General features: G+C 73.0%; 19 protein-coding genes. 11 read left to right on the forward strand and 8 right to left on the reverse strand.

What is annotated here, in order from left to right; translation table 11 throughout:
* Nucleotides 1-18: 18 nt before the first annotated feature.
* The 3 genes from FJQ56_RS17960 (at nt 19) to rpsT (ending at nt 2,345) form a co-directional block, all read left to right on the forward strand.
* Nucleotides 19-984, forward strand: coding sequence for a phosphotransferase family protein (locus tag FJQ56_RS17960; protein ID WP_246084232.1), 966 nt, complete (start codon nt 19-21; stop codon nt 982-984).
* Complete coding sequence (locus FJQ56_RS17965; RefSeq protein ID WP_140010958.1) at nt 981-1,979, forward strand: phosphotransferase; 999 nt, start codon at nt 981-983, stop codon at nt 1,977-1,979. Before FJQ56_RS17960 ends, FJQ56_RS17965 begins: the two co-directional genes overlap by 4 nt.
* Before the next feature lie 105 nt (nt 1,980-2,084).
* Complete coding sequence (gene rpsT, locus FJQ56_RS17970; protein ID WP_140010959.1) at nt 2,085-2,345, forward strand: 30S ribosomal protein S20; 261 nt, start codon at nt 2,085-2,087, stop codon at nt 2,343-2,345.
* Nucleotides 2,346-2,479: 134 nt separating this feature from the next.
* Here rpsT and holA read toward each other — a convergent pair whose 3' ends face one another.
* From holA to leuS, 5 genes are all read right to left on the reverse strand, one after another.
* Nucleotides 2,480-3,448, reverse strand: a complete 969-nt coding sequence (gene holA / locus FJQ56_RS17975) for a DNA polymerase III subunit delta (RefSeq protein WP_140010960.1) — start codon at nt 3,446-3,448, stop codon at nt 2,480-2,482.
* Between the two features lie 34 nt (nt 3,449-3,482).
* A complete protein-coding gene (locus FJQ56_RS17980) occupies nt 3,483-5,852 on the reverse strand; it encodes a ComEC/Rec2 family competence protein (protein ID WP_246084233.1) in 2,370 nt (789 codons plus the stop codon).
* A gap of 10 nt (nt 5,853-5,862) precedes the next feature.
* On the reverse strand, nt 5,863-6,906 hold the full coding sequence (locus FJQ56_RS17985) for a ComEA family DNA-binding protein (RefSeq protein WP_140010961.1): 1,044 nt from the start codon (nt 6,904-6,906) through the stop codon (nt 5,863-5,865).
* 127 nt (nt 6,907-7,033) lie between these two features.
* Entirely contained in the window at nt 7,034-7,891 is an 858-nt protein-coding gene (locus tag FJQ56_RS17990; RefSeq protein ID WP_140010962.1) for a DegV family protein, read from the reverse strand.
* 37 nt (nt 7,892-7,928) lie between these two features.
* Complete coding sequence (gene leuS, locus FJQ56_RS17995) at nt 7,929-10,415, reverse strand: leucine--tRNA ligase (protein WP_140010963.1); 2,487 nt, start codon at nt 10,413-10,415, stop codon at nt 7,929-7,931.
* Nucleotides 10,416-10,582: 167 nt separating this feature from the next.
* On the opposite strand from leuS, the gene FJQ56_RS18000 reads away from it, so the two are divergent.
* Nucleotides 10,583-11,056 (forward strand): VOC family protein, encoded by a 474-nt coding sequence (locus FJQ56_RS18000; protein ID WP_140010964.1) that lies wholly within the window; start codon nt 10,583-10,585, stop codon nt 11,054-11,056.
* A gap of 29 nt (nt 11,057-11,085) precedes the next feature.
* On the opposite strand, the gene FJQ56_RS18005 is transcribed toward FJQ56_RS18000, so the two are convergent.
* Nucleotides 11,086-11,715, reverse strand: coding sequence for a TetR/AcrR family transcriptional regulator (locus FJQ56_RS18005; protein ID WP_140010965.1), 630 nt, complete (start codon nt 11,713-11,715; stop codon nt 11,086-11,088).
* A 143-nt stretch (nt 11,716-11,858) separates the two neighbouring features.
* On the opposite strand from FJQ56_RS18005, the gene FJQ56_RS18010 reads away from it, so the two are divergent.
* From FJQ56_RS18010 to FJQ56_RS18025, 4 genes are read left to right on the forward strand one after another with little or no spacing between them, the layout of a single operon-like run.
* Nucleotides 11,859-12,653: an SDR family NAD(P)-dependent oxidoreductase gene (locus FJQ56_RS18010; protein WP_140010966.1), complete on the forward strand. Its 795-nt coding sequence runs from the start codon at nt 11,859-11,861 to the stop codon at nt 12,651-12,653.
* A 2-nt stretch (nt 12,654-12,655) separates the two neighbouring features.
* Nucleotides 12,656-13,798, forward strand: a complete 1,143-nt coding sequence (locus FJQ56_RS18015; RefSeq protein ID WP_140010967.1) for a DUF5938 domain-containing protein — start codon at nt 12,656-12,658, stop codon at nt 13,796-13,798.
* Between the two features lie 13 nt (nt 13,799-13,811).
* Nucleotides 13,812-15,341, forward strand: a complete 1,530-nt coding sequence (locus FJQ56_RS18020; RefSeq protein WP_140011096.1) for an AMP-binding protein — start codon at nt 13,812-13,814, stop codon at nt 15,339-15,341.
* A gap of 25 nt (nt 15,342-15,366) precedes the next feature.
* Entirely contained in the window at nt 15,367-16,140 is a 774-nt protein-coding gene (locus tag FJQ56_RS18025; RefSeq protein ID WP_140010968.1) for an SDR family NAD(P)-dependent oxidoreductase, read from the forward strand.
* Between the two features lie 28 nt (nt 16,141-16,168).
* Here the strand turns inward: FJQ56_RS18025 and FJQ56_RS18030 are convergent, their stop codons facing one another.
* A complete protein-coding gene (locus tag FJQ56_RS18030) occupies nt 16,169-18,310 on the reverse strand; it encodes a PhoX family protein (protein WP_140010969.1) in 2,142 nt (713 codons plus the stop codon).
* Between the two features lie 223 nt (nt 18,311-18,533).
* Between FJQ56_RS18030 and FJQ56_RS18035 the strand changes: the two genes are divergently transcribed.
* Nucleotides 18,534-20,210, forward strand: coding sequence for an alkaline phosphatase (locus tag FJQ56_RS18035; protein WP_211351152.1), 1,677 nt, complete (start codon nt 18,534-18,536; stop codon nt 20,208-20,210).
* A gap of 75 nt (nt 20,211-20,285) precedes the next feature.
* Here FJQ56_RS18035 and FJQ56_RS18040 read toward each other — a convergent pair whose 3' ends face one another.
* On the reverse strand, nt 20,286-21,212 hold the full coding sequence (locus tag FJQ56_RS18040; RefSeq protein WP_170215458.1) for an AraC family transcriptional regulator ligand-binding domain-containing protein: 927 nt from the start codon (nt 21,210-21,212) through the stop codon (nt 20,286-20,288).
* A 70-nt stretch (nt 21,213-21,282) separates the two neighbouring features.
* On the opposite strand from FJQ56_RS18040, the gene FJQ56_RS18045 reads away from it, so the two are divergent.
* A complete protein-coding gene (locus FJQ56_RS18045) occupies nt 21,283-22,746 on the forward strand; it encodes a flavin-containing monooxygenase (protein ID WP_140010971.1) in 1,464 nt (487 codons plus the stop codon).
* A gap of 189 nt (nt 22,747-22,935) precedes the next feature.
* Complete coding sequence (locus tag FJQ56_RS18050; RefSeq protein ID WP_140010972.1) at nt 22,936-23,268, forward strand: antibiotic biosynthesis monooxygenase family protein; 333 nt, start codon at nt 22,936-22,938, stop codon at nt 23,266-23,268.
* Nucleotides 23,269-23,277 lie beyond the last annotated feature (9 nt).

A 23,277-nucleotide genomic window follows, 5' to 3' on the forward strand; every position in this document is an offset into this window, starting at 1 on the left:
ATGGATCAGGATGGGCCCGTGAGCGTGCGTCGTCCCTACCCCGCGCCCGTCGGCCGTACGGCGCAGCGTCTCGAGTGGCCGCACCTGCCGCCGGCCCTGCGCGCGGTGATCGAGGGTCACCTCGGCACCCCGGTCGCGCGGGCGGTCTCGCAGACCTCGGGGTTCACACCGGGGTTCGCGTCGGTGCTGGTGGGCCAGGACGGGACGACCCACTTCGTGAAGGCGGCGTCGCTGAAGGCACAGCGGGTGTTCGCCGAGTCCTACCGCGAGGAGGCGCGCAAGCTGGCCGGCCTGCCCCTCGGCGTACCGGCTCCGCGACTGCGGTGGCTGCACGACCCCGGCGGGCCGGACGACTGGGTCGTCCTCGGCATCGAGCACGTCGAGGGCCGGGCGCCCGTGCGCCCCTGGACCGACGCCGACCTGGCGGTCTCGCTGGACATGCTCGCGACGACCGCGGCCCGGACGACCCCGCCGCCGGGCGGGCTCGCGCTCGACACCTTCGCGGCCGAGCTCGCCGCGTGGCCGGCCCACTGGGACTACGCGCGCTCGACGTTCGTGCTCCCCCACGGCGACGAAGCCGCGGCGCTGGCGGCGCGCTTCGCCGAGGTCGTCGGGGGCGACACGGTGGTCCACACCGACGTCCGCGACGACAACATCCTGGTCCGCCCCGACGGGACCGCGGTGCTGTGCGACTGGAACTGGCCCGTCGTGGGAGCCGCCTGGCTCGACTCCCTGCTCCTGCTCGTCGGCCCGCGGGGCGACGGGCTCGACGTCGAGCGGGTGCTCGCCGAGCACCCGACGTTCGCCGAGGTCTCGGCGGAGTCGGTCGACATCGTGCTCGCGCTGGTGATCGGCTACTTCCTCAAGGCCTCCGACGACCCCGTCCCCCCGACGTCGCCGCACCTCCGCGACCACCAGCGCTGGCAGGGCGACGTGCTCTGGGACTGGCTGTGCGAGCGGCGCGGGTGGGAGACCGGGGAGTGAGCGCTCCCCGCGCTGCAGGCACGCACCTGCCGTACGCCGCCGTCCCGGCGCCGGTGCGGGCGTGGGTCGAGTCCACCCTCGGCTCGCCGGTGGTCTCGACGCTCGAGCAGTCGGGTGGGATGTCGCCGGGCTGCGTGACCCGGCTGGTCTGCGCCGACGGCACGCGGGCGTTCGTCAAGGCCGTGGGGTCCGAGCTCAACCCCGACTCCCCCACCCTCTACCGGCGCGAGGTGCAGGCCCTGGGGCTGCTCGGCTCGCACCCCCTGTGGGCCGACCTCCTGGCGTCGTACGACGACGGGGCGTGGGTGGCGCTGCTGCTCGAGGACGTCGAGGGCCGCCACCCCGACCTCGGCGACGACGCCGAGATGGCGCAGCTGGTGGAGGCGACCGACGAGCTGGGACGGGTGATGCGGCAGCGGGTGCCGGATCCCGCCGGCCTGGCGGGCGACCCGGGTGACGGCCACCCGCTCTACGCACCCGGACTGGTCAATCTGCGCGCCGTGTTCGCGTCGTGGGTGAGCGGGCTCGACCGCGCCGCGGAGGTGCCGCCCGACCTGATGCCTCGCTGGGTCGTCGAGCACGCCGAGACCCTGCGGCCCGGGGTCGTCGCGCTGGGCGACGTACCGATGGACCGGCTGGTGCACTACGACATCCGCAACGACAACCTGCTGCGGCGCCCCAGCGGTGAGATCGTCGTCCTCGACTGGGGCGCGTGCGGCGTCGGACCGGCCTGGCTCGACCCGATGCTGGCGCGGTTGGAGCGGGTGGACCGGCCGTGGTTCGACCACTCCCTGGCGCATTCGCCCGCCCTCGCCGACGCGCAGGAGCAGGTCACCTCGGTGCTGGTCGGCATGGGGTCCCACCTCGCCCTGCGCGCCCACACGGCGGTCGACGTCGGGCTGCCCGCCCTGGGCACCTTCCGCCGTCAGGAGTCGGCACGGTTCCTCGGCGCCGCTGCCCGGCGCCTGGGGATCGGCGTCGAATTGGGTTCCTGATCGGCCCACTGGTAACTTTGTCCGTCGCGTGTCAGGCCGCTCCGGCGTGCCCACGCTCCCGAACTCAGCACAGTCCAGCACGTTCCATCGAGGCGAAGGCACACCGTGGCGAACATCAAGAGCCAGATCAAGCGCAACAAGCAGAACGAGAAGCGTCACGAGCGCAACAAGGCCGTCAAGTCCGGCCTCAAGACCGTGATCCGCAAGTTCCGCGAGGCCGCCGAGTCCGGCGACAAGGACCAGGCCCTCACGCTCGGCCGCGAGGCCAACCGTCAGCTCGACAAGGCCGCCTCCAAGGGCGTCATCCACAAGAACCAGGCCGCCAACCGCAAGTCGGCCATCTCCAAGCAGTCGGCGTCGCTCTGACCCCCTCGCTTCACGCACGACCCGTCACCTCCGGTGGCGGGTCGTCGCCGTTTTCGCGCTGACCCGTCGCCCGTGGGCGACGGGTCGATCGTGAATCAGCACTGACCCGTCGCCCGTGGGCGACGGGTCGGTGATCAGTCGCGCAGGGCGGCGACGGTCAAGACCAGCCGCTCCAGGGCGTACGCCGCGTCGCTGGACGCGCCCTTGACGTCGGCGTCGGCCTGGGCGACGGCACGGATCGCGCGTGCCAGACCGGACTCGGACCACGACTGGGCCTGGCCGCGGATCGTCTTGAGCTTCCAGGGCGGGACGCCGACGTCGCGGGCCAGGTCGGCCTCGCGCAGGCCCCGTGGCGCGCCCTTGTAGCGGGCCAGCCCGCGGGCGCTGCCGGCGAAGGCGGAGGTGATGAGCACCGCGGCGGTGCCGTTGTCGAGGGCCCAGCGCAGCTCCTCGAGGGCCTGCTCGCGACGTCCGGAGAACGCGTGGTCGGCGACCACGAACGACTTGGCCTCGGCGCGACCGCCGAAGTAGCGCGCGACCTTGTCGGCGGTGAGCTTCTCGCCGGGGAAGTCGTTGGTCAGCTGGTGGGCCGCGGCCGCGAGGGAGCGCAGGTCCTGGCCCACGGAGTCGACGAGGGTGCGGGCGGCGTCGTTGTCGATGCTCGCGCCGTGACGGCGTACCTCGGAGGTGACGAAGCCGGGGAACTCCGAGGCCTTTGGCTCCTCGGACTTGTGCTCGGTGACCGTCTTGAGCTTGCGCAGCTTGGCGAGGTGGCCTGACCCCTTGGCGCCCCCGCCGTGGACCAGCACCAGGGCCACGTCGTCGACCGGCGCGGCGGCGTAGTCCAGCAGGCCGGGCGCGGCGTCCTCGGTGAGGTGCTCGAGGGCGCGGACCACCACGAACCGGGTCGAGGAGAACAACGACGGCGCCGTGAGCTCGCCGAGGGTCGCCGAGCTCAGGTCGGCGGCGAGGCTGTCGGCCACCTCGGCCTGGGCATCGTGGGCCAGGACGACCTCGCGCGCCGTCTGGACCGTGCGCGCGTTGAGGAACTCCTCCTTGCCGGTGACCAGGATGACCCGGCCCAGCACGTCGCTGGCTCGCATGGCGCCACCCTGGCACACGCCGCCGACAGTGCTCTCACCCCCCGCGCGAGCGCACCCGGACCCCGCCCCCACCCGTGGGTACGACGAGCAGGTCGCCGCCCTCGTCGGTGCGGAACACGTCGGTGCCGGCGTCGGTCAGCGCGTCGACGACGTCGCGCGAGGGGTGCCCGTAGTCGTTGTCGGCACCCACCGAGACCAGCGCCACCTCGGCGCGCACGGAGAGCAGCCACGGCAGGTCCTGGTAGCGCGAGCCGTGGTGGGGCACCTTGAGGACGTCGACGTCGAGCCCCGGGAGGGCCCGGGCGAGCGCCGCCTGCCCGGGCGGCTCCACGTCGCCGGTGAGCAGCACCCGGACCCCGCCGACCTCGGCCACCAGCACGACGCTCGCGTCGTTGGCGGTGCTCCCGTCGCCCGGACCGGCCACCGGCGGGCCCGGACGCGGCCAGACCGCCTGGACGACCACGGCGCCGAACCGGCTCGCGCCCCGGGCCGGCAGGGTCGGCACCACCCCCGCCGCAGCGCTCTGGGCCACGACGTCGTCGACCGCGGCGGGCGGGTCGAGCAGCGACGTGGTCCACACCGCCCCTGTCTCGCGGCCGTCGAGGACCCCGGCCAACCCGTCGACGTGGTCGGCATGGAAGTGGGTCAACACCAGCAGCGGCACACGCTCGACGTCGAGGCGGTCGAGGCACCCGTCGACCAGCGCGGGGTCGGGTCCGGCGTCGACCACCACCCCGGCACCGGGTCCCGCGTTGAGCACCAACGCGTCACCCTGGCCCACGTCGCACATCGCCAGCACCCAGCCCGCCGCCGGCCATCCCGGCGTCGGCAGCGGGACGGTCGTCACCACGACGGCCACCACAGCGAGGGGGACGGTGAGCCGGGCCGAGCGCAGCACGACCGGAGCCAGCAGCGTGAGGGCGACGCAGCACGCCGTGAGCACCGCCAACGACCAGGCGTCGGTACCCCAGTCGAGCGCGGCGAGCGGGAGGTCGGCCCCGGTGCGGGCCACCTCGGCGATCCAGCCGACGCACCACCCCGCGCCGGTGCCGAGCAGGCGTCCGAGCGGGGCGGACACCAGCCCGACGAGTCCCCCGGCGAGCCCGAGCACGGTCGCAGGGCCCACGACCGGGGAGACCAGCAGGTTGGTCAGGACCGCCACCAGGCTGACCTGACCCGAGAGCGCGGCCACGACGGGGGTGCACGCCACCTGGGCGGCCCCCGGTACGGCGAGGGCCTCGGCGAGCCAGCGCGGCAGCCACTGCGCCATCGCGTCGCGCCACCCCGGGGCGAGCAGCACGATCCCGGCGGTCGCCAGCGTGGACAGCACGAAGCCCGCCGACCCGGCCAACGTGGGCTGCACCAGCAGCAGGACGACGACGGCCACCGCGAGACCGCGGGTCGCCCGGCGACGTCCGTTGGAGCCCATGGCGACCAGCCCGACCGTGCCCATCGCTGCGGCTCGCAGCACGCTGGGCTCGGTGCGGGCGAGGAGTACGAACCCGAGGATGCCGAGGACGGCGACGAGCACCAGCCAGCGCCCGCGGACCCGGCACCAGCGCGCCAGGACGAGCAGGAAGCCCACGACGAGGGTCAGGTTGGTGCCGCTGACGGCCGTCAGGTGGGTCAGTCCCGTCGTACGGAAGTCGGCCTCGAGATCGGGGTCGAGGGCGGTGTCGTCGCCGTCGACCAGGGCGGGCACGAGCGCGCGCTGGTCGGCGGGACGGTGGGCCACCGACGCACGGATCGAGGCGCGTACGGCGCCGGCCGCACGCCACCAGAGGTCGGGAGCACGCACCTGCGTCGGGGCCGAGGCACCCGTCAGCAGCCCGGCGAGGTCACTCTCGCCACCGTCGGGGACGGCGAGCCGCCCACCGGTTCGCACGGTGGCGCCCAGTGGCTCCCCGGCCCAGGCGGGGTCACCGAGCACCAGCACCGGGACCGCCACCCGGTGCACCCGGCCGCGACCGACGACCTCGTGCACCTCGAGACGGACGGCGACCTGGTCGCCGTAGGGGCTCCTGACCGGGCGGGGGTCGGAGGTGAGGACCCCGAGGAACTCCACCACCGCACCCTCCCGCGCGAGGTCGGCGACCGGGCTCTGCCCGACCGCCTCGGCCCGCACCACGGCGGAGGCCAGGACGCCCGCGGCGAGGAGCAGGGCGGCGAGGACCGTCGCGACCTCACCGGGCCGGCCCCGCACCCGGGCGACGGCCAGGAGCCCGAGGCCGGCGACCAGGACGGCGAGGCAGGCGCCGGCCCTCGGCAGGTGGAGAGCCGCCAGGCCGCCAGCCCAGGCCGCCGCGGCCAGCAACGGCATCCGCAGGTCGGCCCGGAGCCGCTCGGCATCGGGCGCGCGGGCCTCCTCGTGGTCGGCCGGGGACTCGTCGGCGATGCTCGGCACCCGCGCGGCCTCACACCGTCACCAGCGGTGTCAGCGTCGCCAACGTGGCGTCGCCGATGCCGTCGACCTCGAGCAGCTCGGTGACCGCGCTGAACCCTCCGTGCTCGTCGCGCCACCGCACGATGGCGGCTGCGGTCACCGGCCCGATCTCGGGCAGGCCCTCGAGCTGGGCCTGGTCGGCGAGGTTGAGGTCGACCAGCGCGGCGGGCGCTCCACCACCACCACCACCGCCCGCGCCGCTGGTGGCGACCGGGGATGGCGGCGCGGCAGCCCCCTCGACCCCGACGAGGATCTGCTCCCCGTCGACCAGGGGCCGGGCCAGGTTGAGCGTGGTCAGGTCGACCGAGCCACGGGCTCCCCCGGCCTTCTTCAGCGCGTCGACCACCCGCGAGCCGGCATCGAGGACGACGATGCCGGGCCGACGCACACGGCCGGCCACGTCGACGGTGACCGTGGCCGCAGCGGCACCCCCGGCCGCACCCGCGCTGGTGCTCCCCTCGGCCGGGGCCGACGACGCGGGCGCGGCGCCGACCGGGACGAGGTCGCCGGCGGGACTCGCGGCACTCGCGACGGGGACCGGGGACGACGGCCCGGGGTCGTCGCGGACCACCTGCCAGCAGGTCCAGCCCAGCCCCACGGCGACCAGCACCGCGACGACGGCGACCGGCCCGGGCCCGAGGGCCACCCGGCCGCGCAGCGTCTCGGGCAGCACCGCCGACCAGGTCAACCGTCGTCGGTCGGCATGTCGACCCGGCACCGGCACCATCACGGGGGCGGGATCGTGGTGCCGGTCGGGCACGAGCTCGCCCCACGGCGTCGCCGGCTCCTCCCGCACCGGCTCCTCCCGCACCGGCTCCTCCCGTACCGCCTCCTCCAATGGAGGGGACACGACGTGGAGTGCCGGGCGCAGCGGGGCGACCCGGGTGTGCTCGCCCCACCACTCGTCACCGACGGCCGGCGCCTCCTGCCGGGTGCTCGCCAGCTGCTCGGAGAGCAGGGCGAGCCGCCGGGAGACGGCTTCCTGGTGCTCGGGGCTGGGTCGACGGCTGCGCATGCCGAGGACCGTAGGCGGGGACGGCGACGGGGGCGGGGCCCGCGGCCAGGGGCTGTGGACGGACGCGTCCGACGGCGGCCTGTGGACGACTCCGGGCTGTTCCCACAGCCGGCCCGACCGGCTTTGCCTACCCGGCCGGGGCCACGCAGACGGCGATCATCCCCGGGCCGACGTGCGCGCCCAGCACGGCGCCGATCTCGGCGCACCAGACCTCGCGTCCGCCGAGCTGGTCGGCCAGCCGCTCGCCCAGCGTGTCCGCGAGCGCCGCGGCGCGATCGGGGTTGGCGAGGTGCGCGACGCACACGTCGACCTGCTCGTCGCCGGCCGCGGCGACGGCCAGCTCGCCGAGCCGCGCGAGCGCGCGCGCAGAGGTGCGCACCCGCTCGAGGGAGGAGACGACGCCGCCCTCGATGGTCAGCAGCGGCTTCACCGCGAGGGCCCCGCCGAGCAGCGCGGCCGCGGCCCCGATCCGACCGCCACGGCGCAGGTACTCGAGCGTGTCGACGTAGAAGTACGACGAGCACGCGGCTGCCCGCTCACGCGCGGCCGCGGCCGCCTCAGCGGCGGTGGCCCCGGCCGCGGCGGCCTGCGCGGCCGCGAGGGCGGCGTACCCGGTGGCGACGCCGACCTGGCGGCTGTCGACGCACGTCACCGGCACCGGACCACCGCGCGCAGCGACCTGCGCGGACTCGAAGGTGCCGCTCATGTCGCCGGAGATGTGGACCGACACGATCGCGTCGGCCCCCTCGGCGGCGAGGCGGGCGTAGACCTCGCGGAACACCTCGGGGGCAGGGCGCGACGTGCTGACCGGCCGGAACTCCTTGAGCGCCGCGGCGACGCGCTCGGGCGAGGCCTCCTCGGAGTCCTCGTCGTAGGAGTCGGCGCCGATCACGACCTGCAGGGGCACCACGACGATGCCGCGCGCCTCGGCGACCTCGGGAGGCAGGCTCGCCGTCGAGTCGGTGACGACGACGACCGATGGCATGGCCGGATGCTAGTGGACCGCCGCGCGCCGTCCGAGGTCAGACGACGACGTTGACCAGCTTGGGCTCGCGCACGATCACCTTGCGCACCTCACGCCCGTCGATCGCGGCGACGACGGCCGGGTCGGCCAGCGCCAGCGCCTCCAGGTCGGCCGCGCTGATGCCGGGGTCGACCTCCAGCCGCGCGCGGACCTTGCCCTGAATCTGCACGACGGCGGTGACGGACTCCTCGACCAGCAGCGCGGGGTCGACGACGGGCCAGGCCGCGTTGGCGACCGACGGCGCGTGGCCCAGGGTCTCCCACAGCTCCTCGGCGACGTACGGCGCCACCATCGACAGCAGCATGGCCACGGCCTCGACGGCCTCGCGCACGGCCGGGTCAGCCCCGCCCACCCCGGTGTCGATGGCCTTGCGGGTCGCGTTGACCAGCTCCATGGTGCGCGCGACCATCACGTTGAACCGGTGGCTCTCGACCAGGGTCTCGGCGTCGGCGACGACGCGGTGCGTGACCCGGCGCAGGGCCACGTCGCCCGTCGCGGGGTCGACGCCGGGGGCCGAGGTGACGTCGTTGCCCAGCCGCCAGGCGCGCTGCAGGAACCTCAGGGACCCGGCGGGGCTCATCTCGGCCCAGTCGATGTCGTCCTCGGGCGGTCCGGCGAAGATCAGCGTCAGCCGGACGGCGTCGACGCCGAACTCGGCCAGCTGGGCGCCCAGGCTCACGCCGTTGCCCAGGGACTTGCTCATCTTCTTGCCCTGGTTGATGACGAAGCCCTGGTTGAGCTGCGCGGCGAACGGCTCGCGCGTCTGCAGCAGCCCCATGTCGGCCAGCACCTTGGTGAAGAACCGGGCGTAGAGCAGGTGCAGGACCGCGTGCTCGACGCCGCCGATGTAGATGTCGGTCGGCATCCACGCGTCGGCCTTGGCGGGGTCGAACGGACCGTCGGTGTAGCCGGGCGAGGTGAAGCGCAGGAAGTACCAGGACGAGTCGACGAAGGTGTCCATCGTGTCGCTGTCGCGCTTGGCCGGACCGCCGCAGCTCGGGCAGGTGACGTTGACCCAGTCGGACGCCGCCGCCAGCGGCGAGGTGCCCTTGGGCTTCAGGTCGGCGCCGCGCAGCTCGGGCAGCTCGACGGGCAGCTGGTCCAGGGGGACGTCGACCTCGCCGCAGCTCGGGCAGTGGATCACCGGGATCGGCACGCCCCAGTAGCGCTGCCGGCTCAGCAGCCAGTCGCGCAGCCGGTAGTTGACGGTGCCGCGACCGACGCCCTTGGCCTCCAGCCAGGTGATGACCGTCGACTTGGCCTCCGGGATCTCCATCCCGTCGACCGAGATCTCGTCGTTGGTGGAGTTGATCGCCGGCCCGGCGCCGGTGAAGGCCTCGCCGCCGTCGGCCTCGAAGCCGTCGGTCGGCTGGACGGTGCGCACCACCGGCAGGCCGAAGACCTTCGCGAAGTCCCAGTCGCGCTGGTCCTGCCCGGGGACGGCCATGATCGCGCCGGTGCCGTAGTCGGCCAGCACGTAGTCGGCGGCGTAGACCGGGATCGAGGCCCCGGTGACGGGGTTGACCGCGGTGACGCCCAGGTCGACGCCGGTCTTGGGACGGTCGCTGGCCAGCCGGTCGATGTCGGAGGCGGTGCGCACCGACTCCAGGTAGGCCTCGTAGGCCGGGCGCTGGGCGTCGGTGACCAGCTCGGCCGCCAGCGCCGCGTCGGCCGCGACCACCATGAACGTCGCGCCGAACAGGGTGTCGGGACGCGTCGTGTAGACGGTCAGGGGCTCCTCGCGACCCTCGACCACGAAGTCGACGTGGGCGCCCTCGGAGCGACCGATCCAGTTGCGCTGGGCGGTAATGACGCGGTCGGGCCAGGTCGGCGCCAGCGTCTCCAGGTCGTCCAGCAGCTCCTGGGCGTAGTCGGTGATCTTGAAGTACCACTGCGTCAGGTCGCGCTTGGTGACCACAGCGCCGCACCGGTCGCACGTGCCGTCGGCCAGCACCTGCTCGTTGGCCAGCACCGTCTGGTCCTGGGGGCACCAGTTGACCGGGCTGTTCTTGCGGTAGGCCAGCCCGCGCTCGCGGAACTTCAGGAACAGCCACTGGGTCCACTGGTAGTACTCGGGGTCGGAGGTGTGCAGCCGGCGTGACCAGTCGAACGCCAGGCCGTAGTTCTTCATCGACGCGGCCTGCGTCTCGATGTTGGCGTAGGTGTAGGTCGCCGGGTGCTCGTCGTTCCTGATCGCGGCGTTCTCGGCCGGCAGGCCGAAGGAGTCCCAACCCATCGGGTTGAGCACCTCGTAGCCACGGAAGCGCCAGTAGCGCGCGATCACGTCGTGCAGGGCGAACACCTCGGCGTGGCCCATGTGCAGGTCACCGCTCGGGTAGGGGAACATCGTGAGCGCGTAGTGCTTCTCCTTGGCCGAGTCGTCGTCGGCGCGGAAGGGCTCGGTCTCGGCCCACACCCGCTGCCACTTCTGCTCGGTCGACGCGACGTCGTACGTCGCTGCCTCGGGGCTGCTCTGCTCGCTCATGCTCTGCTCCTGCTCGTCTGCTGCTGGTGCTCACCTGGTCCGGACATGAAAAAACCCCTCGCATGGAGGGGTGGCCACGCAGATCGAACGATCAGCGCGGCTGTCCGAGAAGCAGGGTGTGGGTGCTCACGCGAGCACCTTACCGCGCACCGCCCTAGGGTCGGTACATGGTTGCCGTCACCGTGTCCCCCTGGATCGTGACGGCCGACGCCGACGGTCTGCTCGCCTTCCTCGCCGACGTGTACGGCGCCCGCGAGATCGGTCGCGTGCCCGGGCCTGACGGCCGGGTCGGCCACGCCGAGACGGTCCTGGGCGACACGACGTTCGTCGTGGTCGACGCCGACCCCGACTGGGTGCCCCGCCCGGCGCTGTTCCGGCTGCGCGTCGACGACATCGACGGCGTGCTGGCCGCGGCCGAGGCGGCAGGGGCCCGCGTCGTCACTCCCCGCACGCTGCTGCCGCAAGGTGCGGCCGGGGCGAGGCTCGTCGACCCGTGGGGCCACCTGTGGTGGCTCGAGCAGCAGGTCGAGACGGTCGAGGTCGACGAGCTGCTGCGGCGACTCACCGACCCGGCCACGGCCGGTGCGGTGGCGGCGTACGACGCCTCGCTCGACGCCGAGCTGCGGGCACGACGCCCCTGACAGCAGCAGACGGCAGCAGGAGGCGCCCGTCAGGGGGCGAGCATCAGCGGCATCAGCGTGTGCACCTGGGCGACCAGGTCGTCGAGCACCCGCTGGGCCGCCACCGGGTCGCCGGTCTGGTGGCCGAGCAGGGCCTGCTGGAACAGCCCGTCGAGCACGCCGTAGGCCGCTGCCGGGACGAGCGCCGGCGCACGTCCCGCCAGCTCGGCGTAGCGGGCGACGACGCGCCAGATCATCTGCTCGAGCGTGGAGTCGATGAGCGTGACCGCCTCGCGCAGCCCCTCCTCGAACATGCTCTGGGTGCGCAGGTCGTACCAGAGGCGGTGCATCGGCGCCTCGTCGCGCAGGGTCTCGACGAGCTTGGCGGCGAACGCGTCGAGCAGCCCGTCGGGAGTCGTGGCGTCCTCGACGACCGCGTCGTAGCGCGTCACGCACTGGGCCTTGTAGTAGCGCACGCAGTAGACGATGAGCTCGAGCTTGTCGTGGAAGTAGTAGTGCACGACGCCGTGGCTGAACTCGGAGTTGTGGGCGATCTCGCGCAGGCTGGCCTTGGCGTAGCCGATCTCGCCCAGCGTGCGCAGCGCCGACTCGGCCAGCTCGTTGCGGCGCGCGTCGTGCTTGTCGGCAGGGGCGCGACGGGCCTCCCGGGTCGAGGTCATGGCGTCATCCTGACACATGTCCAGCATTTTCTGGACGTCCGTCAAGATTTCTCTTGACAGTCGTCCAGAGAATGGGGCTACGTTGTGACGGTCCCCACAGCAGGCAGCACCAGCCCCAGACCGACGACGCTCGAGGAGCCTTCATGACCGTGTTCGACCTGACCGGACGCACCGCCCTGGTGACCGGCGCAGCCCAAGGCCTCGGCGAGGGCATGGCCCATGCCCTCGCCGCCGCCGGAGCCACCGTCGTGGTCGCCGACCTGCAGGACGAGCTGGCCGCCCAGGTCGCCGAGTCGCTGGGCGGCGCCCACTCCGCCGTCCACCTCGACGTCACCGACGAGCCGTCCTGGGAGGCCGCCGCTGCTGCCGCGGTCGAGCGCACCGGACGTCTCGACATCCTCGTCAACAACGCCGGCGTCGAGATCAGCAGCCTGATCGCCGACGTCGACCCGGCCGACATCCGCACCATGCTCGACGTCAACGTGCTTGGCACCGCGCTCGGGATCAAGCACGGCCTGCGCACCATGCGTCCCGGCGGCGCCGCCGGTCAGGGCGGCAGCATCATCAACATCTCCTCGGTCGCCGCGACCATCGCCTTCCCCGGCATCCCGATCTACTCGGCCACCAAGTCGGCCGTCGACCGCCTCACCCGCGTCGCAGCCATGGAGGCCGGCAAGCTCGGCTACGGCGTCCGCGTCAACTGCATCTACCCCGGGCTCGTCCCCACCGCCATGGGCACCGGCCTCGCCGTCGACATGGCCACGCTCGGGCTCTTCGAGTCCCCCGACGCCGCCGTCGGCGCCGTCATCGAGCAGACCCCGCTGGGTCGCCTCGGCGAGGTCGGCGACATGGCCGACGCGGTCGTGTTCCTGGCCTCCGACGCCGCCCGCTTCGTCACCGGCACCGGCCTGTCGGTCGACGGCGGGATGGGGATGTGACCATGAGCGACCACACCGACACCCCCAAGCGCGTCGTCGTCTACGGCGCGTCCGGCTACACCGGCCGGCTCATCTGCGAGTACCTGCGCGAGTACGGCGTCCCGTTCGTGGCCGCGGGCCGCGACGGCGCCAAGCTGCAGGCCTCGATGGACCGCAACGTCGCCGGCATCGAGACTGCCGACTACGAGGTCGTCGAGGTCACCCACGACCTCGCCTCGCTGACCGAGCTCTTCACCGGCGCGAGCGTGGTGCTCAACACCGTCGGCCCGTTCAGCAAGTGGGGTCCGGAGGTCGTCGAGGCGTGCCTGGCGACCGGCGCCCACTACACCGACACCACCGGTGAGCAGGACTGGCTGATCACCTGCGACGAGAGGTGGGGAGCCGACTTCGCCGCCGCCGGGCTGCTGCTCGCCCCCGGCATCGCCCAGATGTACACGACCGGCGAGATCGCGGCCGAGGTCGCACTCGAGCGCCCCGGCCTCGACACCCTCGACATCGCGGTGTTCTGGGGCGGCAGCCCGACCATCGCCTCGACCCAGACGATCCTGTTCAACGCGGCCCTGTCCGGGGCGCACTACCTCGAGCAGAACGCCTACGTCCCGTTCGACCCCGACGGCGGTCACGCCCACCTCTCCATCCCCGGCCAGCACGAGGTCGCCCTCGCGCTGCCGTGGGGCGGCACGTCCCACCCGGTCTGGTACCGGACCGACCCCCGGGTCGCCAACGTCAAGGCGCTCGGTGGCGTCTTCAACCGTGGGCTGATGCTCGCGGTCCCCCAGATCGTCGCCGGGGCCGTTGCGGCCACGGAGGGGATGAGCTCCGACGACAAGTACGTCGCCCTGGCCGCGACCGCAGCGCAGGTGATGAGCGAGATGCCGCCACGCGAGAACCCCCGCCTCAACAAGACGCTCGACTCGGTGCACGCCTCGGGTCCGCTCGGTCGGGCCCACTGCGTCATCCACGGCAACCAGAACTACAAGCAGACCGGGCTGCTCCAGGCGTACGCCGCCTACGCGCTGCTCCAGCAGCCCCCACGTCGCGTCGGCTTCGCCTCGGGGTGCCAGGCGTTCGGCCACCGCGAGCTGCTCGGCGTCCTGCGCTCCTTCGGTCTCGTCTCCGAGCCCGTGCTGACGGTCGAGGGCTGAGCGCACCGTGGGCATGCGGCTCGTCGACTACCTCGACAAGGGCTGGTCGATCGGGCCGGACGCACCCTGCCTGACCACCGACGGCGCGACCAGCTCGTACGCCGAGGTGCGGGAGCTCAGCCTCCGCATCTCGGCGGCGCTGGCGGCCCGCGGCGTGCGGCCGGGCGACAAGGTGGCGATCCTGTCGGCCAACGACCCGGTGGCGTTCACGACCGTGTTCGGGATCAGCCGGGCCGGCGCCGTGTGGTGCCCGATCAACCCACGCAACGAGGCCGCCGAGAACCGTGACCTGCTCGCCCTGTTCGAGTGCACCGCTCTCGTCTTCCAGGCGTCGTTCGCCCCGCTGGTCGACCAGGTCCGCGGCGACCTCCCGGCCCTAGCGACCTTGGTGTGCCTCGACGCCGAGGTCGACTTCGCGCTCGGCTGGCACGAGTTCCTCGACGGCGGAGCGCCCGGCCCGGACCCGACGCCGATCGACGACGTGGCCATGGTCGTCGGCACCGGCGGCACGACCGGTCGACCCAAGGGCGTGCTGCTCACCCATCACAACCTCGAGACGATGAGCGCCATCACGCTGATGAGCTATCCGTGGGAGGGACGGCCCGTCTACCTGGCCCTGGCGCCGCTCACCCACGCTGCCGGGGTGCTGTGCTTCCCGGTGCTGGCCCGGGGCGGCGAGGTCGTCGTGATGCGCTCCCCCGACGTCGGCGGCTTCCTCGACCACGTCGAGCGCCACCGGGTGACCCACACGTTCCTGCCGCCGACGCTGATCTACATGGTCCTGGCCCACGAGCGACTCGAGAGCACTGATCTCTCCAGCCTGCAGTGCTTCTGGTACGGCGCGGCGCCGATGTCCGCGGTCCGCCTCGAGGAGGCACTGACCCGCATCGGCCCGGTGATGGCACAGCTCTTCGGCCAGACCGAGGCACCCATGATGATCTCGACGCTGTCGCCCCGCGAGCACTTCCGTCCCGACGGGAGCATCGCCCTCGAACGGCTGTCATCAGCGGGGCGTCCGGCTCCGTTGGTGACGGTCTCCATCATGGACGAGCACGGCACCCTGCTGCCCACCGGCGAGACGGGCGAGATCGTCGTCCGCTCGTCGCTGGTCATGGCCGGCTACCTCCACGACGCCGCCGCCACCGCGGCGGCCTCGGCCCACGGGTGGCACCACACCGGCGACATCGGGCTCCTGGACGACGAGGGGTTCCTGTTCATCGTCGACCGCGCCAAGGACATGGTGATCACCGGCGGTTTCAACGTCTACTCCACCGAGGTCGAGCAGGCCGTGATGTCCCATCCCGACGTGCAGGACTGTGCGGTCGTCGGGCTCCCCGACGACACGTGGGGCGAGCGTGTGGTGGCGGTCGTCCAGGCCCGGGCCGGCGCCGTGATCGACCCGGCGCAGGTCAAGGCCTTCGTCAAGGACCGGCTCGGCAGCGTGAAGACCCCCAAGCAGGTCGAGGTCTGGGACGACCTGCCGCGCTCCAAGGTCGGCAAGGTGCTCAAGACCGACATCAAGGCGCAGCTCGGCGCGAGCTGAGCCGTCCGCCGCCTACGATCCGACCATGTCCGTCACCCAGACCGTCCCCGACATGTTCCGACTCGACGGCAAGGTCGCCGTCGTCACCGGCGCCTCCAGCGGCCTCGGCGTCGCCTTCGCCCAGGGCCTGGCCGAGGCAGGTGCCGACCTCGCGCTCGGTGCGCGCCGCGCCGACCGCCTCGCCGACACCGCAGCCCTCGTCGAGGGTGCCGGCCGCCGCGCGCTCACGGTCGCGACCGACGTCGCCGACCCCGACTCGTGCACCAACCTCGTCGCCCTGGCGATGGAGGAGTTCGGCCGCGTCGACATCCTGGTCAACAACGCCGGCATCGGCACCGCCGCCCCCGCGACCCGCGAGCGGCCCGACGAGTTCCGCGCCGTCATCGACGTCAACCTCAACGGCTGCTACTGGATGGCGCAGGCCTGCGGGCGGGTGATGCAGCCCGGGTCGAGCATCATCAACATCTCCTCGGTCCTGGGCCTCACCACCGCCGGGCTCCCCCAGGCGGCGTACGCCGCGTCGAAGGCCGGGCTCATCGGCCTGACCCGTGACCTCGCCCAGCAGTGGACCGGACGCAAGGGCATCCGCGTCAACGCGATCGCGCCGGGGTTCTTCGTCTCCGAGATGACCGACCAGTACCCCGAGGGCTACCTCGACTCGCAGATGCCGCGCATCCCCGCCGGCCGCAAGGGCGACCCGGCCGAGCTGGCCGCGACCGTGGTGTTCCTGGCCTCGGCCGCGGGCGGCTACGTGACCGGGCAGACCCTGGCGGTCGACGGGGGCATGACGATCACCTGAGGCGCGGTCGGCCGCCGCACGGTGCGGGTCAGCGGTCGACGTAGGCCACGCAGACCGAGGGCCGCGGGAAGTCGTCGGTGTGCGGCCAGGTGCTCGACTGCTTCTCGAAGGTGGCGCCGGTGATCTCGCCGGGGTGCTGCACGGCGAAGAACAGCGAGCGGTCGGAGTCGGTGACCAGCGGACCGCACGCCTCGGCACCGAGCGGCACGGTGAGGAACTGCAGGACCTGACCGCGCCGCGCCCCCTCGACCGGCACCCGGAAGATGCCGTCGTTGGAGCCCAGGACGTTGCCGTCGGTGGAGATCCACAGGTTGCCGGCGCTGTCGAAGCTGACGTTGTCCGGGCAGCTGATCGGGCTGACCTGGGACTTGTCGAACCCGCCGAACCAGGTCTCGGCGGCGGCCGGGTCGCCGCAGACGAGCATCAGGTTCCAGGCGAAGTAGCGGTCCGCATGACCGAGCCGGCCGGTCTCGGCGATCTCCAGGACGTAGCCGTTGCGGTTGCCCGAGGCGGAGGTCAGGGGGGCGCCCGGTGCGGTGCGCACCATCGAGGAGGCCAGCGGGTTGGCCTCGTCGACCGGCATCGTGGACTTGCCGCGGTCGGAGTTGTTGGTGAGCGCGGCGTAGATGCGGCCGTTGACCGGGTTGGGCTCGACGTCCTCGGGGCGGTCCATCTTGGTCGGCGCGAGCTTGTCCGCGGCGAGCCGGGTGAAGATGAGGACGTCGGCGACCGACATACCGGGGACGAAGGAGGTCGTGTCGGTGCACAGCTTGAGCCAGCGGCCGGTGCCGTCGTACTGCCCGTCGTCGGAGCCGTCACCGGTCAGCTTGGCGACGTACAGCGTGCCGGCGGTGAGCAGCTCCTTGTTGGCGTTGCGACCGGCGAGGTTGGTGCGCTTGTCGACCTTGGCGGCCGAGACGAACTTGTAGAGGTAGTCGCCGCGCTCGTCGTCGCCCATGTAGACGACCGCGTGGCCGTTGGCCGAGACGATCACGTTGGCGCCCTCGTGCTTGAAGCGACCCAGCATCGTGTGCTTGCGCGGCCCCATCTTGGGCGCGTGCGGATCGACCTCGACGATCCAGCCGAAGCGGTGGGGCTCGTGCGGCTCGACGGTCAGGTCGAAGCGCGGGTCGACCGAGCGCCAGCCCTTGCCGCTCCCGGCGATGCCGTAGCGCGCGTACTCGGCGGTGTAGCGCGGGTCGAGCTCACCGGACTTGTCGAAGTAGCCGTTGAAGTTCTCCTCCCCCGACAGCACGGTCCCCCACGGCGTCATCCCGCCGGCGCAGTTGCCGAAGGTGCCGCGCACCAGGGTGCCGGTGGGGTCCGCGGCGGTCCGTAGGCGCTCGTCGCCGGCGGCCGGCCCGTCGAGGCGGAACCCGGTGCCGGCGTGGATGCGACGGTTCTTGGGCGTCTTGCTCGACGGGGTGATGCGCTTCCACGACCCCGGGGCGGCACCACGGCGGATCTGCAGGACCGACATGCCGTGGTTGGCGATCGCGACGGCCTTGATCTCGTCGTCGGTGTAGGTCTCGGCCGGGAACATCAGGTTCTCGTCGGTGTACTCGTGGTTCACCACCAGCAGGGCGTCGTCGCCGAGAGGCTTGCCGGGCACGAGCGGCAGCACGCCGACGTAGTCGCAGTTGTAGCCGAACTGGGTGCGCGCGGCGGCCGGGGTCTGCGCCGCGGCGTCGAAGGCCACGGCCCCCGGCACCACCGGGTCGCCCCACCGCACGACCACGGAGCTGGTGTGACCGGCCGCCGTCGTGACGGCGTCGCGCTTGTTGGGGCGTACGGCGGTGAACGACCGGGTCAGGTCGCCCCCCTTCGCCGCGGCCCGGGCGGCACCCGCGGTCGCGGTCCCGCTCGGCGCGACGGCGGACGTGGCCGCCGCCGCGCGCCCGGCCCCGGCGACGGACCCGCCGATCACCAGGGCGCCACCACCGAGCAGCGCACTCTGCAGCAGCCCGCGACGACCCACGACCTTGGCGATCTCGTCCTGGACGTGGCCGTGGTCGCTGCGGTTGGGCTCGGGGTGGTCGCAGGCGTTGCCGCAGCGGAACAGGCAGGTCATCGGGTCACGTGAGGAGCGGCTGTGAGCCCCGACGGCGTCGTGGCGGGGGGTGATCGGGAGCAGTCGGCGGCCTACCGAGGGGCCGGTACTGAGAGTCATGATCGGCAAGGTAGATGAGGCAGGCGCCCACTCCTCCACCGCGAGGTGAACGCCCGGCGACCATCGGCCGACCGCACCGCGTACGACGACGCCGAGCGGCCACCGGATGGCCATGCGGGACACCCCCGACGGACGCCCTTGCGCCCGCCGCTACCGAGAGGTTGCGCGGTGGGACATCCAACGAGAGGAACCACCTGTGCGACGCACACGTACCATCACCATCGTGGCCGCGCTTGCCGCCACCGCCACCCTCGGCGTGACCGCGGCGACCGCCGGCACCGGCGGCCCGGCACTCCGGGCCGACAGCGGCTTCACCGAGGACCGCTCCGCCGACCTCGCCAAGGCCATCGACCCGGCCAAGCCGAAGAACGTCATCCTCATCATCGGCGACGGGATGGACGACTCGATCATCACCGCGGCGCGCAACTACACCTACGGCGCGGGCGGCCGCTTCCCGGCCCTCGACTCGCTTCCCTTCACGGGGGCGATGACGACGTACGGCCTCAAGGTCGGCGCCGGACCCGACTACCCGATCGCCTACGTCTCCGACTCGGCCCCCACCGCCAGCGGCTGGTCGACCGGCAAGAAGACCGTCGACAGCCGGCTGTCGCAGGGTCCCAGCGCCGCGTCCAACATCCCCGGCGAGAACTACGAGACGGTCCTCGAGAAGTACCAGACGCAGGGCAAGCTCGTCGGCAACATCTCGACCGCGGAGATCACCGACGCGACGCCGGCAGCAGCCGCCTCGCACATCAGCCAGCGCGCGTGCCAGGGCCCGACCGACATGACGGCCTGCGCCGTGGAGAAGAAGTCGGCCACGCCCGCGGGCCTCGGCTCCATCGCCGAGCAGCTCGTCGACCACAAGATCGACGTCCTCATGGGCGGCGGCAAGAACCGCTTCGTGCAGGCGACCGACGCCGGGCCGACCGTGCTCGACAGCGCCGCGACCAAGGGCTACCGCCTGGTCGAGGACTCCAGCCAGATGAACGCCGTCACCTCGCTCGAGGGCGGACCGGTGCTCGGTCTCTTCGCACCCGCCAACATGACCACGCGCTTCGCTCCGATGGTGGCCACGGCCACCGGTGCGGGCGGCCCCTACGCGTCGTGCGCCAACGCCGACCGCGGCGACCAGCCCGACTTCTCGCGGATGACCCGCAAGGCGATCGAGCTGCTCGACAACGACAAGGGCTTCTTCCTGCAGGCCGAGAGCGCCATGGTCGACAAGCAGGAGCACTCCGCCGACATCTGCGGCGCGATCGGTGACGTCGTCGAGCTCGACGAGGCCGTCCAGGAGGCCCTGAACTTCCAGGCCGACAACCCGGACACCCTCATCCTCGTCACCGCCGACCACGGCCACTCGACGCAGATCATCCCCGCCGCGGCCAACGCCAAGCTGAGCACGACGCTGATGACGGCCGACGGCGACCCGATGACGGTCGGCTACTCGACCGCCGAGGCCGGTCAGTCGCAGAGCCACACCGGCACCCAGGTCCGCGTGGCCGCGTCCGGCCCGCAGGGCGCCAACGTCACCGGCGTCATCGACCAGACCGACCTGTTCGCCACCCTGCTCGGCCGTACGCCGAGCGAGCTGCCGCCCGGTGAGCCCGCCCCCTCGACGCCGCTCAAGCCGGCCGTCCAGGTCGCCGCGGCGACGTCGGTCAAGGCGTCCTCGCTGCGCAACGGCCTCGCGGTCTCCGTGGCGGCCTCGGGCGCCAAGAAGGTCACGGTCACGCTGTCCAACCACGGCCGGGTCCTGGTCACCCGGGCGCTCTACAGCAACGGCGGCGACGCCCTGCTGAAGACGGCCCAGAAGGTCAGCGGCACGCTGGTCGTCAAGGTCGTCGCCACCGGCGACGGCGGCTCGGCGACCGACACGCGGAACGTGCGCACCACGAGCTGACGCTCTGACTCACCCCTCCGGCCGGGCCGGCGCCCACGCACCTCGCGTGGTCGCCGGCCCGGTCTGCGTCTGTCGTCACCGGTCCCACCTCGCGCGCGCGTGCAGGTAGGCCGGCGCACTCGCGTAGCCGAGCCGGGCCGCCAGGTCGGCCACGGGCAGCGTGGCCCGCCGGGCGGTGAGCGCGGCCGCCATCGAGGAGCGCACCTCGTCGACGAGCTCGCGGTAGCCGACGCCTTCCTGGGCCAGGCGACGGCGCAGGGTCCGCTCGGTCCAGCCGAGCGCGGCCGCGACGTCGGGCATCGGGGCGCCGTCGCGCAGCCGTTGCGTCACCAGGACCCGGACGTCGGCAGCCAACCCGGTGCGGGCCCGGCGACGGTCGACCACGTCGCGGCACACCGCCTCGGCGGTACGCAGTCCCTCGGCGCTCCGGTCGGGCAGCGGACGGTCGAGCTGGTCGGCCTCGAAGACGACCGACGCCCGGTCACCCGAGACCTCCAGGACCGCGCCCACCCCGCCGGGCACCAGGCCGTCCAGCACCCGACGCACGGCCTCGGCGTCGCGCTCCAGCAGGAACCGGCGTACGTCGCGGGGCAGGCCCGTACCGTCGTGCTCGACCACCACCCGCTCCCCCGCGACCTCGGCCCGCGGGAGCGCGAAGGCGAACGACAGGTCGATGAAGTGCGCCGCGGTCGCCATCGCGTCGAGCACCGTGCGCGAGGACTGCACGGCGTACCCGAAGGCACCGAAGGTGCTCGCCGAGTACGTCGCCCCCACCGCGAGCCCGACCTCGCCCAGCTCGCGGCGCAGGGTGCGGACCACCCGCAGCTCCTGGGCGGCGGTCACCTCGCGGTCGGGGTCGGCCAGCTGCTCGGGGTCCAGGCCGGTGCCGCTGAGGCACCGTCGTGCGTCGAGACCGTGCGCGGCGGCGTACCGGCACAGCACGGCGACCCCCGCGACGGTGCGCGTGAACGTCCAGTCCGCGGCGGCCGGCTCGAGACGCATGTCCGGAATTATCATCCGCTCGATCCCATGACCCTGTCCCGGGCCGCGCCGCGGCGCCTAGGTTCGGCCCATGGCAGACAACAACAGCCCTCGGGTCGTCGTCATCGGAGCCGGGTTCGGCGGCCTCGGCGCGGCGCGGGCGCTGCGCGAGCGCGGCGTCACCGACATCACGGTGCTCGAGCGGGCCGACGCGATCGGCGGGGTGTGGCGCGACAACACCTATCCCGACGCGGCGTGCGACGTGCCCTCACCGCTCTACTCGTGGTCGTGGGCGGTCAACCCGAGGTGGGACCGCCGCTACGCCAAGCAGCCCGAGATCCTGGCCTACCTGCGCGACGCGGCCGAGCGCGAGGGACTCACCGGCCTCGTCGTCACCGGCGCCGAGGTCGTCTCGTGCACCTGGGACGACGACGCCGCGGTCTGGCACGTCGGGTGCGCCGACGAGACGACGTACGACGCGGAGGTGGTCGTCTCGGCGCTCGGCCAGCTCTCCAACCCGGTCGTCCCGCGCATCCCCGGCATCGACGACTTCGCGGGCCCGGCGTTCCACTCCGCGCAGTGGCGCCACGACGTCGACCTCACCGGCCGGCGGGTGGCGGTCATCGGCACCGGCGCCAGCGCGATCCAGCTCGTGCCCGGCATCGTCGACCGGGTGGGGGCGCTGACGGTGTTCCAGCGCTCCGCGCCGTACGTCGTCCCGAAGCCCGACCAGCAGTACAAGCCCCACCACCACCGGGCCTTCGCCCGCTGGCCGGCCCTGCTGCAGGCCGAGCGCCGGACCGTCTTCTGGGCCAGCGAGAAGCTCAACGCCGCCCTCGGCGGCCAGGTCCGCTGGTCGAAGGCGTTCCTGGCGACGATCCGCGTGGCGTGGAGGCTGCACCTGCGGCGCCAGGTGCCCGACGCCGCCCTGCGCGCCAGGCTCGTGCCCGACTACGAGATCGGCTGCAAGCGGATCCTGTTCTCCAACGACTGGTACCCCGCCCTGTCCCGCGAGCACGTCGACGTCGTGACCGGCGCGGTGACCGGCGTCGAGCCCTCCGGCGTACGCACCGAGGACGGCACGCTGCACGAGGCCGACGTGATCGTCTGGGGCACCGGCTTCGCCGCGACCGGTTTCCTCGCCGGCGTCGCCGTGACCGGCGTCGACGGCGCCGACCTGCACCAGCACTGGGCCGACGGCGCCCACGCCCACCTCGGTGTGACCGTGCCGGGCTTTCCCAACTTCTTCTGCATCTACGGCCCCAACACCAACCTCGGCGGCAGCTCGATCATCTCCATGATGGAGGCCCAGGCGGGCTACGTCGCCGAGGCGGTCTCGCAGCTCGGCGACGGCACGCGCACCATCGAGGTGCTGCCCGAGGTGGCCGAGGCCTACGACCGCGAGATGCAGACCCGGCTGCGGGCCTCGGCCTGGAACGGCTGCGACAGCTGGTACGTCGACGGCTCCCGCATCACCACCAACTGGCCGGGCCGGGTCTCGGAGTACCAGCGGCGCACCGCCAACGTCGACTGGGACGAGCTGGCGGCGCGGTAACGCGCCCGGTTGCGTGGATCGACCGGCGCAATCGAACGAGTTGGGGGCCACACGGCCCGTCCCACCGACCCAACCCGTTCAATTGAACGAGTCGGAGACCACCAGGACCCCTCCCACCGACCCAACCCGTTCAATTGAACGAGTCGGTCGACCATCCCCGGTCTCGCCCCGGCCTGGCAGGCTGGGCCCGTGACCACGATCAAGATCAACGCCATCACCGTCCCTGCCGGCTCCGGCGACGAGCTCGCCCACCGCTTCGCCGCCCGCGCGGGCGCCGTCGACGGCGCCGACGGCTTCGAGGGCTTCGAGCTGCTCAAGCCCACCGACGACCGCGAGCAGTGGCTGGTGATCACTCGCTGGCGCGACGAGGCGTCGTTCCAGGCCTGGGTGAGCTCCCCCGGCTTCGCCGAGGGGCACCGCTCGGCCGCCGAGCGTGCCGGTGGCGACGCGCCGCGCCCGGTCTCGACCCACAGCGAGGTGTGGAACTACGAGATCGCCGGCGGCTCGACGCCCGGCGCCTGACCGGCCCCG

Origin of the sequence: Nocardioides plantarum (genome assembly GCF_006346395.1) — a bacterium.
Classification (GTDB): Bacteria; Actinomycetota; Actinomycetes; order Propionibacteriales; family Nocardioidaceae; genus Nocardioides; species Nocardioides plantarum.